The following is a 14,978-nucleotide window of genomic DNA, read 5'->3' as shown; positions in this document are numbered from 1 at the left end:
GAGGTCGAACAGCACGGCGTCGTAGACGGTGAGATCGGGTAGCGCGTCCATGGGCTTCAGGGTACGGGGAGCAGGTTACGGGCGGGAGACGCTGAGGGTCTGTCGGGCGATCTCGAGCTCTTCGTCGGTCGGGACGACGAGCACGGTCACGCGCGAGGCATCCGTCGAGATGACGCGGATGCCGCGGTCCGGACTCTCGTTGCGCTCGTGATCGATCTCGACACCGGCGAAGCCCAGGGTCTCCAGTGCGCCGGCGCGCACGTGAGGCGCGTTCTCGCCGACGCCCGCCGTGAACGAGATGACGTCCGCGCCGCCGAGCTGCGCCAGGTAGGCGCCCGCGTACGCACGGAGACGGTGCACGTACACCTCGAAGGCGAGGATCGCGCGCTCCTCGCCGCGTTCGATCGCTGCACGGATGTCGCGCAGATCGTTCGAGCCGGCGAGTCCCAGCAGTCCGCTGCGCTTGTTGAGCAGGTCGTCGAGGTCGTCGACGGTCATGCCCGCCCGCCGCGAGAGCTGGAACAGCACGGCCGGGTCGATGTCGCCCGACCTCGTGCCCATCACGAGCCCCTCCAGCGGGGTGAAGCCCATGGACGTGTCGATCGAGCGGCCGCGGTCGATCGCGGCGACCGACGCGCCGTTGCCGAGGTGGAACACGATCTGCCTGAGGTCCTCGAGCGGTCGCCCGAGGAAGGCGGCGGCCGCCTCGCTCACGAACTTGTGCGAGGTCCCGTGGAAGCCGTAACGGCGGATGCGATGGGATGCCGCCACCTCCGCGTCGATCGCATACGTGTACGCCGCGGGCGCCAGCGTCTGGTGGAACGCCGTGTCGAACACGGCGACGTGCGGCACCTCGGGGAACGCCCGCCGGGCGGCGACGATGCCGGCGAGATTGGCCGGGTTGTGCAGCGGGGCGAGCACCGCCAGCTCGTCGATGTTGATCTCGACGAGCGGCGTGATGAGCGTCGGCTCGAAGAACCGCGCGCCGCCGTGCACGACGCGATGGCCGACCGCTACCGGAGGCTGATCGGTCAGCGACGGCCCGTCCGAGGCGAAGGCCTCGAGCATCACGGCGAAGCCCGCCGTGTGGTCGGGGATCGGCAGCTCCCGCGTGCGCGTCGCGTCGAGGAACGCCGGCGCCGCACCGTCGGTCGGCGTCGGGTACACGGTGTGCCGTGCGACGCCGACGGGCTCGCCGATGCGCTCCACCAGGCCCGACGCGAGGGTGCGCTCGGTCGCCATGTCGAGCAGCTGGTACTTGAACGACGACGAGCCGCTGTTGATGACGAGCACCGGGATCACCGACACGATCACTCCCCCTGCGCCTGGATCGCGGTGATCGCGATCGTGTTGACGATGTCGTCGACCAGGGCGCCGCGCGACAGGTCGTTGATCGGCTTGTTGAGGCCCTGCAGCACCGGTCCGATGGCCACCGCCCCCGCGGAGCGCTGCACCGCCTTGTACGTGTTGTTGCCGGTGTTGAGGTCGGGGAAGACGAACACGGTGGCGCGCCCCGCGACCTGCGAGCCGGGCATCTTCGCCGCCGCGACCGCGGCGTCCGCCGCGGCGTCGTACTGGATCGGTCCCTCGACGAGCAGCTCGGGAGCGCGCGAGCGGACGAGGGCCGTGGCATCCCTCACCTTCTCGACGTCGGCGCCGGAACCGGACTCGCCCGTCGAGTACGACAGCATCGCGACGCGCGGCTCGATGCCGAACTGCGCGGCCGTCGCGGCGGACGAGACGGCGATGTCGGCCAGCTGCTCGCTCGTGGGGTCGGGGATCACCGCGCAGTCGCCGTAGACGAGCACGCGGTCGGCGAGCGCCATCAGGAACACGCTGGAGACGACCGAGACCCCGGGCTTCGTCTTGATGATCTCGAACGCCGGCCGGATGGTGTGCGCCGTCGTGTGGGCGGCGCCCGACACCATGCCGTCCGCCATGCCGAGGTGCACCATCATCGTGCCGAAGTACGACACGTCGGTGACGGTGTCGGCCGCCTGCGCCACCGTGACGCCCTTGTGGGCGCGAAGGCGCGCGTACTCCTCGGCGAACTTGTGCACGTGGACGGCGTCCAGCGGCGAGAGCACCTCGGCGGCCTGGATGTCGATGCCCAGTTCGATGGCGCGGGCGCGCACCTCGAACGGCTCGCCGAGGATCACGAGGTCGGCGATGCCGCGCTTGAGCACGGTCGCCGCCGCCCGCAGCACGCGGTCGTCGTCGCCCTCGGGGAGCACGATCCGCTTGCGCTGAGCGCGCGCCCGCTCGATGAGCTGGAACTCGAACATGAGCGGTGTCACGACCGTCGCGCGGGCGACGCCGAAGGCGGTGAGCAGCTCGTCGATGTCGACGCTCTGCTCGAACAGCGCCAGAGCCGTGTCGTACCGGCGCTGCGAGTCTGCCGCCAGGCGCCCGCGCGTGCTCATGATGCGCACCGCCGTCTCGTAGGTGCCGAGGTCGGTCGTGATGATCGGCACCTTCGAGCCCAGTCCGTCCAGCAGACGGGTCACCGGCTCGGGCAGGTCGAATCCGCCGTTGAGCACGATGCCCGAGATCGACGGGAACGTCCCCGAGGCGTTGGCCAGCAGCGTCGCCAGCAGCACCTCGGCGCGGTCGGCGGGGATGATCACGACCGCGCCCTCCAGCAGTCGCGGCAGCACGTTGACCATCGACATGCCCGCCACGACGACGGCGAGCGCCTCGCGGGTGAGGCGGTCCGGGTCGCCCGACAGCAGCGAGCCGTCGACGCTGCGCATGATGCCCCGGATCGACGGTGCGACCAGGAAGCGGTCCTCGGGGATCGCCCAGACCGGGACGGGTGCGGTCCCGGCGGCAGGCGCCGAGGCGGATGCCGCGACCGCGCGCCGGATCTCGGCGACGGTCTCGGCGGTCAGGTCGGGGTCGGCGCGGTTGGCCACGACGGCGAACAGCTTGGCGCGACCGTGGGCCAGCTCGGCGAGCGCGAGATCGGCGAGCTGCCCCACCTCGGCGGGGGTGCGCGCCAGCGACGATCCGAGCAGCTCGGGCTGGGTCTGGTTCTGCGCCGATCGTCCTCCGAGCACCAGCAGCACGGGCGCGCCGAGGTTCGCCGCGATGCGGGCGTTGTAGGCCAGCTCGGCGGGGCTGCCGACGTCGGTGTAGTCGCTGCCGATCACGACGACCGCGTCGCACTGGGCCTCGACGGCCTTGTAGCGCTCCACGATGGTCGCCAGCGCGGCATCCGGATCGTGGCGCACGTCGTCGTATGTGACGCCGATGCACTCGTCGTACGGGAGGTCGACGCCGTCGTGGTCGAGCAGCATCTCGAGCACGTAGTCGCGCTCGACGGTGGACCGGGCGATCGCGCGGAACACTCCCACGCGGGGCGTCGCATGGCTCAGTGCGTCGAGGACGCCGAGCGCGACGGTGGACTTGCCCGAGTGGCCTTCAGCCGACGTGATGTAGATGCTCTGCGCCACCCACCCAGCCTATGGGCGGGCTCCGACCCCGCGACAGTGAGGCGGCCGGGAAAAGTAAGACTCTCCGCGAACCCGGCAGAGCCTGGTTACCCTTGCTACGTTTCCGTCCTGGGGGAGTTGGCCTGGATGCCGCCTCGCGGAGAGCTGAGTCGAGTCTACCCGGTCTGCGAGGGCCCGAGTCACACGACCAGCGGACCGAGGCGCGCGGCGGCCGGCCGCAGCACCGTCAGCACGTCCGACGGATCGTCGGCGCGGGGCCGCGAACCCGAGAACCCCCGGGCGCCGGCGAACCCGCCGGCGCCGTCGAGGATGGGCACGGCCACACAGCCGTAGGCCGGTGCGAGCTCGCCGAGCTGGCGGGTGGCTCCGAACTCGGCGAAGTCGCGGACGGCCGCGGCATCGGCGGCACCGCGATCGATCAGCAGCAGGCGGCCGATCGCGAAACGCTCGGGCTCGCGCACCAGCCGCACAGCGTCCGACAGCGGGAAGTCCGGGTCGGCGTCGACCACCGTCAGCCGCCCGCCCGCGAAGAACACGACATGGACGCCGCCGCGCAGGGCGGCGCGGGTCTCGGCCACCACTCCCCTCGCCGCCGAGGCGAGCCGGGCGGGCGGCGCGGCCACGGTCGCCAGCTGCACGACCTTGGCGCCCAGTGCGAATCCGGCCAGGTCCGGGGTGCGGACCAGGTATTCGTCCTGAACGAGGAGGTTGAGGAGCCGGTAGGTCGTCGCCCGCGGCAGTCCGAGCTCCCGCGAGATGTCCTGAGCGCTCGCGCCGGCGCCGAGGCGCGCCACCGCTTCGAGCACCGTGAGGGCGCTGTGCACCGCCTTCGGCTGGCGTGCCGTCAGCGTCGGCGCCGCGCGCCCGTCAGGCACCGCCGCCTCGCTCATCGCGCGGGACGCCTCCCAGCACCTCCGACGCGACCGGTTCATCGTACGACCCGACCCGCGCCAGCGACCGCGTGCCGCGCCGCAGCCGGACGGCGACCGCTGCGCCGGCGAGCACGGCCAGGGCGAGCACGATCCACACGGCGGCGCTTCCCGACGCGGCATCGACCGCGAAGAACGTCACGAGCGCGCCGGTGAGGGCCACCGCCGACGCGAGGGCGGCGATCGCCGTCCCCGGGGTCAGCTCCCCGATGCGGCGGAGGAACACCGGCGCGGCTGCGCACACCAGGATGTAGCCGACGATGTAGCCGGCACCGCCGACGGCGATCGTCATGTGCATCGCCGCGCGGACGTCGAGTCCGCCCAGCAGCAGCAGGAACGGGACACCGGCGATCACGGGGAACGCGAGGGCCACTGCGCCGATCGGCGTGCCGAACCGCGGGTGCGCGCGACCGGCGGGCGCGGGCAGGACGCCGTCGCGTCCCATCGTGAACAGGACCCGGGTGAGAGCGGTGGTCGATCCGATGGCGCAGGCGAGGAAGGATGCCGCGATCCCGATGTCGGCGACCACGCCCCAGCCGCCGAGACCGTACGCGGACGCCAGTTCGTTGACCGGCGACGCACTGTCGGCCAGCGGGGCGCCCAGGGCGGCGAAGCCCGCGACCTGCGCGATCGCCGCCAGCACGTAGAGGCCGCCCGAGAGCACGACGGTCCACACGATGGCGCGCGGCACGGTCCGCAGCGGCGACCGCGCCTCGACGCCGAGCGTCGACGCGCTCTCGAACCCCACGAACGCGGTGATGGCGATCACGGACCCCGCGGCGAGCGCGGCCGGGTCGAAGCCGTCGAATCCGAGCACGCGCACGGGGTCGATCGGGCCGATGCGCACGAGCAGCACCACCAGCAGCACCGCGATGAGGGCCACCGACAGCACCTCGACCACCAGCGCGATGCGGGACGAGAGGCGGATGCCGCGCACGAGCACGACGGCGACGAAGGCCGACTCGGCCGCGAGCACGGCGGCAAGGCCCCCCGGGCCTCCCGCCGCCGGCCAGACGGCCTGCAGCAGGAACGTGACGTAGTACGCGCCCCCGAGCAGCGCGAACATCGCGATGGCGCCGTAGCCGACGAGGATCGCCGCACCCGCGGCGAGGCCCGCGCCGGGTCCGAGCCCGCGCGCCGTATAGGTATAGAGGGAGCCTGCGGCGGCGAACCGGCGGGCGAACTGCGCGATCGTGCGCGCCACCAGCAGGCTGAGCACGCCCGCCAGCACGATCGACAGCACGGTGGCGGCCGGCGAGATCCCGGCGACCAGCAGCACGACGGTCGTCGCGGCCGCGGCAGGCGCGACGGCGGCGACCGACTGCGCGAGGACGTCGAGGAACCCGACGCTGCGACGGTCCAGGCCGTACAGCGGCGAGCGCGCCCCGAACTCATGGACGGGGTCTGGACGCGCGATCGCGCGCTCGAGTGCGGTCATGTCGCCTCCGGTGGTGCGCGCCCGACGTTATCCGGCCGCGGTTGCTGCCCGGCTTCCCCCGTGTTTCACGGGTGTGTCGCCCGAATGAGACACCCCGCGCCGGGGGTCTCACTCGGAGTGCGGGAGGTTTCATCGGCGGGAGACGGCCGCGCAACCGGGCGGCGCGAGGCTCGCAGCATCCCGTTCACGCGCTCGTCCCGGAGGTCCTGCCATGACCCAGCTCGAATCGAAGGGAGTCGCCGCCTCCGCCACGCGGACGCTCACCGGCTCTCTCGGAGTCACCGCCATCGTCTTCATGGTGGTGGCCGCCGCATCCCCGCTCACCGTGATCGGCGGCGCCGCGCCGCTGGGCATGCTCCTGGGCAACGGGATCGGCTTCCCCGCCCTCTACGCGATCAGCGCCGTCATCCTGCTGCTGTTCTCGGTCGGGCTCGCGGCCATGACCCGCCACGTGCCCAAGCCGGGGGCGTTCTTCACCTACGTGGGCTACGGCCTCGGCCGCTCGACGGGCCTGGCCAGCGCGTGGATCGCCATGCTGACCTACACGACCATCCAGGTGTCGGTGTACGGCTACATCGGCTACATCCTGTCGGTCACGCTGCAGTCCCTCGGCGGCCCTGCGCTGCCCTGGTGGCTCATGGCGCTCGCGACGATCGCCGTCGTCGGCGTGCTCGGGTACCGCCACATCGACCTGTCGAGCAAGGTGCTGGGCGTGCTGCTGATCGCCGAGGTCGGCATCGTGCTCGCGATGGTCGTCGTCGTGACGGCGACCGGCGGCGCCGAGGGGCTGAGCCTCGCGCCGTTCGAGCCGGCCAACATCGCGAGCGGCTCCCCCGGCGTCGGTCTGATGTTCGCGATCGCCGCCTTCATCGGGTTCGAGGCGACCGCCATCTTCCGCGACGAGGCGAAGGACCCGAACCGGACGATCCCGCGTGCCACGTACGCCGCCGTCATCGGCATCGGCGTCTTCTACACGCTGGCCTCGTGGGGCCTGGTCATGGCGTGGGGTCCGAGCGGCGTGATCGACAAGATCGCCGAGGACCCCGGGACGTTCATCATCGCGACGATGGCCCGCTACCTCGGACCGTTCGGCGAGATCGCGGTCAACATCCTCCTCATCACGGCGATGTTCGCGTGCGTCCTGTCGTTCCACAACGTCGTCACGCGCTACCAGCACTCGATGGCGAACGCCGGCGTGCTGCCCGACAAGCTCGGCGGCGTCCACGCGAAGCACCTCTCCCCGCACGTCTCGTCGCTCGTGCAGACCGCCACCGCGGTCGTGCTCATCGCCGTCTTCGCCGCGCTGGGCCTCGACCCCGTGCTGCAGGTGTTCACGTGGTTCGCCGGCGTCGCGACGCTCGCGATCGCGATCCTGATGGCCGTGACCTCGGTCGCGGTCATCGTGTACTTCCTGCGGACGAAGAAGGACGGGCGCCTGTGGAACACCGTGATCGCCCCCGCCCTGGGCTTCGTCGGCCTGGTGCTGTCGGCCGCCCTCATCGTGGCCTACTTCCCGATCATGGTCGGCGACGTCGACGTCGACGGGAATCCCGTGTTCGGCGCGGTCAGCTGGTTCCTGCTCGGACTCGTCGTGGTCGTACCGGTCATCGGCTACGTGCAGGCCGCCTGGATCAAGCACCGGCGTCCCGCCGCCTACGCCAAGCTCACCGATTCGATCGCCGGCTGAAGCCCGCGACCGATCCCGCCCCACCGCGTCACCCGCACCAAAGGAGAACCATGACCATCACCGACATCGCCACCGCCCCGGGCTTCGCCGCACCGCCGGCGCCGCGGCATCCGCTCGCCTCGCTCACCCCCGCCGAGATCGAAGCCGTCCGCACGATCGTGCTCGGGCTGGACACCACGAACGACGCCACGCGGTTCGCGTACGTCGGCCTCGAGGAGGCGCCCAAGCCCGAGGTGCTCGCGTGGGAGGCGGGGACCGGTCCGCTCCCCGAGCGGCGGGCCCGCGTGCAGCTGCTCGACATGCGCTCGGCCCTGTCGCTCGACCTGGTCGTGTCGCTCGCGACGGGTGCGGTGGTCTCTTCGACGACGCTCGACGGGACGGCCGGGCAGCTCCCCATCCTCGACGCCGAGTTCGAGGAGGTCGGGATCATCGCGAACGAGAGCGAGGAGTGGGTCGCCGCTCTCGCCGCACGCGGTCTGACCCCGGACGACGTCGTGCTCGTGCCGCTGTCGGCGGGCAACTACGGGTACGAGGCAGAGGCCGGGCGCCGCATCCTGCGCACGTTCGCCTTCCAGCAGTTCCACCCCGCCGATCACCCGTGGGCGCACCCCGTCGACGGGCTCACCGCCTACATCGACGTCGCGGCGCGCACGCTCATCAAGATCGTCGACAACCCCGGCTACGCCGTGCCGCAGACCAGCGGCAACTACGACGATCCCGAGCTGCAGGGCGCGCCGCTGGAGGGCTTGAAGCCCATCGTGATCACCCAGCCCGAGGGGTCGAGCTTCACCGTCGACGACGAGCACGTGACGTGGGGCGAGTGGGACTTCCGCATCGGCTTCGACACGCGCGAGGGCCTCATCCTGCGGCAGCTGTCGTTCGCTGGGCGCCCCGTCATGTATCGCGGGTCGATCAGCGAGATGGTCGTGCCCTACGCGGACCCGCAGCCGAACCGCTTCTGGCAGAACTACTTCGACACCGGCGAGTACCTGTTCGGCCGCTACACGAACGAGCTCGAGCTCGGCTGCGACTGCGTGGGCGACATCACCTACGTGGATGCCGTCCTGCCCGACGAGCTGGGCATGCCGCGCACCGTGCGCAACGGCGTCTGCATGCACGAGGAGGACTTCGGGTCGCTGTGGAAGCACACCGACCTGTTCACGGGCGCCTCCGAGGTGCGGCGGTCGCGCCGCCTCGTGATCTCGTTCTTCACGACCGTCGGCAACTACGACTACGGCTTCTTCTGGTACCTCTACCTCGATGGCACGATCGAGTGCGAGGCGAAGCTGACCGGCATCCTCTTCACGTCCGCCTACCCCGGGCTGAACGAGGACGGATCGCCCTACGGCTTCGCGTCCGAGGTCGCGCCGGGACTCGGTGCGCCCTACCACCAGCACCTCTTCTCGGCACGGCTGGACATGACGGTGGACGGCGTCGCGAACGTCGTCAACGAGATCGACGCGGTGCGGGTGCCGATCTCGGCGGCGAACCCCGCGGGCAACGCCTTCACCAAGAGCGTCACGCCCATCGCTTCCGAGAAGGAGTCCGGCCGCCTCGCCGACGGCGCGCGCAACCGCGTGTGGCAGATCGCGTCGACCGACAGGACGACCTCGATGGGCCAGCCGACCTCGTACGTGCTGTTCCCGACCGAGACGCCGGTGCTGCTCGCCGACGACGAGTCCTCGATCGCCTCGCGTGCCGCGTTCGCGACGAAGAACCTGTTCGTCACGAAGTACGACCCGGCCGAGCGCTATGCGGCGGGAGACTTCGTCAACCAACACCCGGGCGGCGGCGGCATCCCGGCGTTCATCGAGGGCGACGAGCCGCTGATCGGCGAGGACGTCGTGCTGTGGCACACGTTCGGCCTGACCCACTTCCCGCGGAACGAGGACTGGCCGGTGATGCCCATGGACTACGCCAAGTTCACGCTGAAGCCGTACAACTTCTTCGAGCGCAACCCCACGCTGAACGTGCCGGCGCCCGAGTCGGCGCACTGCTCGACGTCGGGCGCCCACGACCACGGGCACGACCCGAGCGCTCACGGGCACGACTCGAGCGCCCACGGTCACGCGCACGGCGAGCACCACCACCACGGTTGATCCGTGACCGAACTGCTCCACGCCTGGGCCATCGCCCCGGCTGCGCTCGGCGCCTGCTGTCTGGCAGCCGATCGCGGCCGGGCGCGTTGGCCCGACGCCGTCGTGGCGGCGCTCATGCTCGCCGCGATGGTGGACGCTGTGCTCACCCGCGTCGTGGCTCCGGTGTACTGGGCGGCGGCGATGCTCGTGGCGGCGATGGCGCTGGCCGCGGCGAGCTCGCCCCGCCGCCGGCGCACCATGCCCGCCGGTCCGCGCGGCGGCATGGTCGCGCACACCGCCCTGGGCCTGGTCGCCATGGCCGCCCTGCAGCTCGGCATGGCGCACGGCGCCCCTGCCGACGCGGTGTCGGGCCCCTCCGCCGCACACGCGCACGGCGGCGCCGGAGCGCCCTCCCTCGGGACCGCGATGATCGTCGGGGCGATCGCGTATGCGGTGCTCTCGGCCGGCCTGCTCACCCGCTCGCATCGTGCGCTCGATCGCGTGCAGCGGGCCTGCATGGGCGTCTCGGTGCTGCTCATGGGCGGCGCGGCCGTCGTCTAGCCGCCCACGGCGGGCTGCGGCATCCAGCGATCTCCCAGTGCCGCGCCCGCTGACGCGTGGTTAGGATCGAGCCGTGGGCGAGGACGCCCGCGTCCACCCGCCGAACCGCCTGATGGGAGGCGGAACAGGAGGCCTCGATGGTCGATACCGCAACGGATGCCCCGATGACGGGGACGGATGCCGCATCCCGCGGTTCCGGCTCGCTCACGGCCGAAGGGTTCGCGCGGGTCACCGACGCCATCCTCGACGCCGTCGGCAGCGTCATCGACGGCAAGCCCGATGCGGTGCGCAGCGCTCTGGTGTGCCTGCTGGCGGAGGGGCACCTGCTGATCGAGGACGTGCCGGGCGTCGGCAAGACGATGCTCGCCCGGGCGCTGGCGACATCGGTCGACGCGACCGTGCGCCGCATCCAGTTCACCCCGGATCTGCTCCCCGGCGATGTGACCGGCGTGAGCGTCTTCAACCCGGTGGAGCGCGAGTTCGAGTTCAAGCCGGGCGCGATCTTCGCGAACATCGTCATCGCGGACGAGATCAACCGATCCTCCCCCAAGACGCAGTCGGCGCTGCTGGAGGCGATGGAGGAGCGCCAGGTCACCGTCGACGGCCGCACGCACTACGTCCCCGAGCCGTTCCTCGTCGTGGCGACGCAGAACCCGCTCGAGATGGAGGGCACCTACGCCCTTCCCGAAGCGCAGCGCGACCGGTTCATGATGCGCATCTCGATGGGGTATCCCGACGCGCGGTCCGAGGCGCTCATGCTGCGCCAGCGCGACACCGTCAACCCGCTCGACCAGCTCAAGGCCGTGGTGTCGGCGGAGCAGGTGACCGGACTCATCGCCTGGGCCCGCGCCGTCCACGTCGCCCCGGCGATCGAGGACTATGCCGTGGCCCTGTCGCAGGCGACCCGCACGCACGCCGATCTGCGCCTGGGCGCGAGCCCACGGGCGACGCTGCAGCTCGTCCGGGCGGCGAAGGTGTGGGCCGCACTCGACGGACGCTCGTTCGTCATCCCCGACGACATCACGGCGCTGCTGCTGCCCGTGTTCGCGCACCGCCTCATCCCGACCCGCTCCGCGGGGGGCGCCCGCGCCGGCACCGCCGCCGACGCGATCACGACCATCCTCGAGCGCGTCGCCGCGAGCGTGCGCGTGCCCATCGCCGCCCGGCAGTGAGCCCTTCAGGGAGGATGCGATGAGACGGGCCTGGCCGCTCACCGTCCGCGGCACCGGCGCGGTCGTGCTCGCCATCGCGTGCTTCATCGTGGCGAACGAGGCCGGCATCGTCGAGCTCACGTACTTCGGCGTGCTGCTGCTGGCCGCCGTCGGCGGGAGTCTCGCGTCGCTGTACCTCGGCCGTCGCACCGACATCGTCACGCGTTCGCTCGTGCCGGATGTCGCCTCAGTCGGCCGCGAGACCATGGTCTCGGTCCGGGTCGGCGTGCGCACGGCGCTGCCGACACCGCCCGGGACGTGGCGCGACAGCCTGCCGAAGGGGCTGCGCGGCAAGGCCGAGGGCCCGTTCCCGGCACTGGGCTCGGGCCTGCGCGGCGGCGCGGGCGGCGGCGAGCGGGTCGTCAACCTGACCTACCGGATCACCGGCGCTCGGCGGGGCGTGCATTCCATCGGACCCCTGACGGTCACGTCGTCCGACCCGTTCGGGCTCGCCCGGCGCACGCTGGCCTTCTCGGGCCGGACCCCCGTCACGGTCGCGCCGGCGGTCATCGACCTCTCGCCGCTCGTCGACTACGCGGGCGCCACCGGGGGCACCCTGCACACCACGACCAACCAGATCGGCCAGGGCGCCGACAACCTGGTGGCGCGGCCGTACGCGCCGGGAGACTCGATGCGTCGCATCCACTGGCGCGCCACCGCGCATCGCGACGAGCTGATGGTGCGTCAGGAGGAGCAGGAGTCCACGCCCGAGGCGACCGTCGTGCTGGACCGGTCCGCGCTGCGGTGGTCGATGGATGCGCTGCGCGAGCCCGGCGCCGACCCCGCGTTCGAGACCGGGGTCTCGGCGTGCGTGTCGGTGGTCGCACGGCTCGTGCACGACGGGTACGCGGTCGAGGTCATCGACAGCGAGGGCCATGTGCTCACCGAGCGCATCGACGGCGGCGACATGACGGAGGTCGACCGCATGCTCGCGCAGTTCGCGACGGTGACCGCACAGCGCGACGACCTGCTCGGCCGGCTGCCGCGGCTGTTCACGGGCGTGTCGACCGGCCCGGTCGTGGTGATCGTCGGGCGGCTGGATCCGGCGGATGCCGAGGCCATCGGCCCGGTCGCCCACCACAGCACGATGCCGCTGGTGCTGTCGACGAGCCCCGTCGGCGACGCGCTCGACCGTGCCGCCGACCACGGCTGGCACATCGCCCGGATCGACCCCGACCGTGACCTGGCGATCGCGTGGGGCAACGCGGTCGGACGCGGGGTGAGCCATGCCCTCTGACGACTCGGACCGCGCCGCGCGCCGCGGCGGCCAGCGGCTGCTGACGTTCGCGATCCTCGCAGCGCTGCTGGCCGCACTGCTGCCGGTCGCACGCGTGGTCCAGTCCGGCGCATGGCTCATCGGTGCACTGACGCTGGCCGCACTCGTGCTCGCCGCAGGCTACAACGCCCGGCGCTTCCGACTGCCCGCCCTTGCGGTGACGCTCATCGAGCTGGCCGTGTGGGTCGTGTTCATGACGCTCGTCTTCCTCAGCGAGACGGCGCTGCTGTGGGTGATCCCGACCCTGGAGACGTTCCACGCCGTGCCGATCCTCGTGGGCGACGCGATGCAGGAGATCACCCTCGGCGCCGCACCGCTCGAACCCACGCTGTCGCTCGCGTTCGTGGTGGTGGGCGCGATGGGCCTGCTCACGATCATCGTCGACCATGTGGTCGTGACAGCGCGGATGCCCCTGCTCGCGTCCGTGGGGATCATCGCGGTGTCGCTCATCCCGGCGATCGCCGTGCCGGGCGATGTCGATGTCATGGGGTTCGTGTTCCTGGCGATCACCATCCTGTTCCTGATCCGCTCCGAGACCCGCTCGCGCGAGAAGCCCCTGGAGCGGGAGGCCGAGCGCACCGCCGGAGTGCCCGCCACCGCGGTCGGCATCGGCGCGATCGCGATCGTGGTGGCCGTCATCGCCACTCCCACGATCCCCGCGCCTGCGCGCGCGGGCAGCGGCGTGGGCCCCGGTGCGGGCATCGACGCCACGCTCCAGCTCGGCGACGATCTGCGCAGGCCGCAGGACACCGTCGTTATCAAGGTGCGCACCGACGCTCCCGCGGTCCCCTATCTGCGCGCGACCACGCTCAGCACCTTCGAGGGCGATGTCTGGGAGCCCGACCGCTCTCAGACGGTCGCGCTCACGAGCGACCGCGCCTTCGGCAAGATCGACCTCAACGACGACATCGACACCACCGAGTACACGACCAAGATCGACGTCGTGAACCTCGACACCGTCTGGGCACCGGTCCCGTACCCCGCCGAATCCGTGACCGGGCTCGACGGGCTGTGGGGCGCCGTGCCGTACAACCGCACGGTCGCGACCGCCAACGGGTCGACGCAGGGGCAGTCGTACGAGGTCGTGTACGACCCTCCTCGTCCGTCGCTGGAGCAGATGCGCGCACTCGTCTCGGGCGGCGACCAGGCGCGCGACGAGACGACCCAGCTTCCCGAGAACCTCCCGCCGATCATCGCCGAGACGGCGGCGGAGGTCACCGCCGCCGCCTCGACCGACTACGACAAGCTGATCGCCCTGCAGCGCTGGTTCCGCAGCGGCGACTTCACGTACTCCCTCGACGCGCCCGTCGAGGACGGCTTCGACGGCAGCGGTGCGGACGCCGTCGCCCGGTTCCTCGAAGTGAAGGAGGGATACTGCGTGCACTTCGCGTCGGCGTTCGCGCTGATGGCCCGCACCCTCCACATCCCGTCGCGGATCGTCGTCGGCTACCTTCCCGGCGAGTCGACCACCGAGACGATCGACGGGCAGACCGTGTACGCCGTGAAGAGCTCGCAGCTGCACGCCTGGCCCGAGGTCTACTTCGGGGGCGTCGGCTGGATCCCGTTCGAGCCGACGGTGAGCCTCGGCGTGCCCACCACGTTCGTCTCGGCAGCCGCTCTGCCCGGGCAGGGCCTCGGCGCCGACGCTCCGACCCCCGGCGCGAGCCCCGCCCCGTCGCGTTCGGTGGATCCGAACGCACTCGAGCCCGATCAGCAGCGCAACGCGTCCGGTTCGGGGGCGACCAGCTCCGCCATCGATCCGATCCCCCTGTTCGGCATCGTCGTTCTCGTCCTGTTCGTGCTCGCGCTGCCGTTCCTCGCGCGTGAGCTGCGGCGCCGCCAGCAGGACGCGTCCGCCCCCCGGGGCGATGCCGCTGCGGCATGGCAGGCCGTCCAGGACGCGGCGATCGACATCGGCGTCGAGGTGCCGTCGAGCGAGACACCGCGTGCGTTCGCACAGCGGCTCATCACGCAGCACGGGGTTCCGGCATCCGAGATGAACACCGTCCTCCTCGCGATCGAACGCGTCAGCTATTCACGGGCGGGCACGCGGTCCTACTGGATGGGGGATGCCGCGGCCGACGCGGCGACGGCGGTGCGGGCCTCTCTGCTGGCCTCGGTGCCGCTGTCGCGTCGCATCGTCGCCATCCTCGCCCCGAGGTCGCTCATCATCCGTCCCGGCAGTGTCTACGCCGGAACGGTGCCGGTGCGGGGACGGTAGCCGCGTCAGGGTAGGATGTTCTCTGGTCCTCCGGGACCGCCCGGAGGATTCGCCTAGTGGCCTATGGCGCACGCTTGGAAAGCGTGTTGGGGATGAAACCCCTCGGGGGTTCGAATCCCCCA

10 protein-coding genes, 1 tRNA gene and 1 other RNA gene are annotated in these 14,978 nt (G+C 71.6%); 7 read left to right on the top strand and 5 right to left on the bottom strand.

Annotated features, from left to right (window positions below):
- Positions 1-75 precede the first annotated feature (75 nt).
- The 5 genes from ACTHNQ_RS00060 to ACTHNQ_RS00040 all read right to left on the bottom strand — a co-directional run bounded on the left by ACTHNQ_RS00060 (position 76) and on the right by ACTHNQ_RS00040 (position 5,822).
- Entirely contained in the window at positions 76-1,302 is a 1,227-nt protein-coding gene (locus tag ACTHNQ_RS00060) for an acetate kinase (protein WP_440330406.1), read from the bottom strand.
- Between the two features lie 8 nt (positions 1,303-1,310).
- Positions 1,311-3,455 (bottom strand): phosphate acetyltransferase, encoded by a 2,145-nt coding sequence (gene pta, locus ACTHNQ_RS00055; RefSeq protein WP_440330405.1) that lies wholly within the window; start codon positions 3,453-3,455, stop codon positions 1,311-1,313.
- A gap of 52 nt (positions 3,456-3,507) precedes the next feature.
- An RNA gene (gene ffs / locus ACTHNQ_RS00050) (signal recognition particle sRNA small type) lies at positions 3,508-3,604 on the bottom strand.
- 30 nt (positions 3,605-3,634) lie between these two features.
- The gene (locus tag ACTHNQ_RS00045; protein WP_440330404.1) at positions 3,635-4,345 is read right to left on the bottom strand and encodes a helix-turn-helix domain-containing protein; all 711 of its coding nucleotides are present in this window, start codon (positions 4,343-4,345) and stop codon (positions 3,635-3,637) included.
- A complete protein-coding gene (locus tag ACTHNQ_RS00040) occupies positions 4,323-5,822 on the bottom strand; it encodes an APC family permease (protein ID WP_440330403.1) in 1,500 nt (499 codons plus the stop codon). Before ACTHNQ_RS00040 ends, ACTHNQ_RS00045 begins: the two co-directional genes overlap by 23 nt.
- A 211-nt stretch (positions 5,823-6,033) precedes the next feature.
- Here ACTHNQ_RS00040 and ACTHNQ_RS00035 point away from each other — a divergent pair, with 211 nt between their 5' ends.
- The 7 genes from ACTHNQ_RS00035 to ACTHNQ_RS00005 all read left to right on the top strand — a co-directional run bounded on the left by ACTHNQ_RS00035 (position 6,034) and on the right by ACTHNQ_RS00005 (position 14,978).
- Positions 6,034-7,509, top strand: a complete 1,476-nt coding sequence (locus ACTHNQ_RS00035) for an APC family permease (protein WP_440330402.1) — start codon at positions 6,034-6,036, stop codon at positions 7,507-7,509.
- A 50-nt stretch (positions 7,510-7,559) separates the two neighbouring features.
- A complete protein-coding gene (locus tag ACTHNQ_RS00030; protein ID WP_440330401.1) occupies positions 7,560-9,608 on the top strand; it encodes a primary-amine oxidase in 2,049 nt (682 codons plus the stop codon).
- Positions 9,609-9,611: 3 nt separating this feature from the next.
- On the top strand, positions 9,612-10,148 hold the full coding sequence (locus ACTHNQ_RS00025; RefSeq protein ID WP_440330400.1) for a hypothetical protein: 537 nt from the start codon (positions 9,612-9,614) through the stop codon (positions 10,146-10,148).
- A 137-nt stretch (positions 10,149-10,285) separates the two neighbouring features.
- Positions 10,286-11,320, top strand: coding sequence for an AAA family ATPase (locus ACTHNQ_RS00020; protein WP_026305720.1), 1,035 nt, complete (start codon positions 10,286-10,288; stop codon positions 11,318-11,320).
- A 19-nt stretch (positions 11,321-11,339) separates the two neighbouring features.
- The gene (locus ACTHNQ_RS00015; RefSeq protein ID WP_440330399.1) at positions 11,340-12,596 is read left to right on the top strand and encodes a DUF58 domain-containing protein; all 1,257 of its coding nucleotides are present in this window, start codon (positions 11,340-11,342) and stop codon (positions 12,594-12,596) included.
- On the top strand, positions 12,586-14,856 hold the full coding sequence (locus ACTHNQ_RS00010; RefSeq protein WP_440330398.1) for a transglutaminase TgpA family protein: 2,271 nt from the start codon (positions 12,586-12,588) through the stop codon (positions 14,854-14,856). The genes ACTHNQ_RS00015 and ACTHNQ_RS00010 overlap by 11 nt, the downstream gene beginning before the upstream one ends.
- Before the next feature lie 50 nt (positions 14,857-14,906).
- Positions 14,907-14,978, top strand: a tRNA-Ser gene (locus tag ACTHNQ_RS00005).

The organism is Microbacterium sp. (genome assembly GCF_051953575.1).
In the GTDB taxonomy this organism is placed as follows: domain Bacteria; phylum Actinomycetota; class Actinomycetes; order Actinomycetales; family Microbacteriaceae; genus Microbacterium.
Note: the sequence above shows the minus strand (reverse complement) of the source record. Positions and strands in the feature narration are given on the sequence as shown.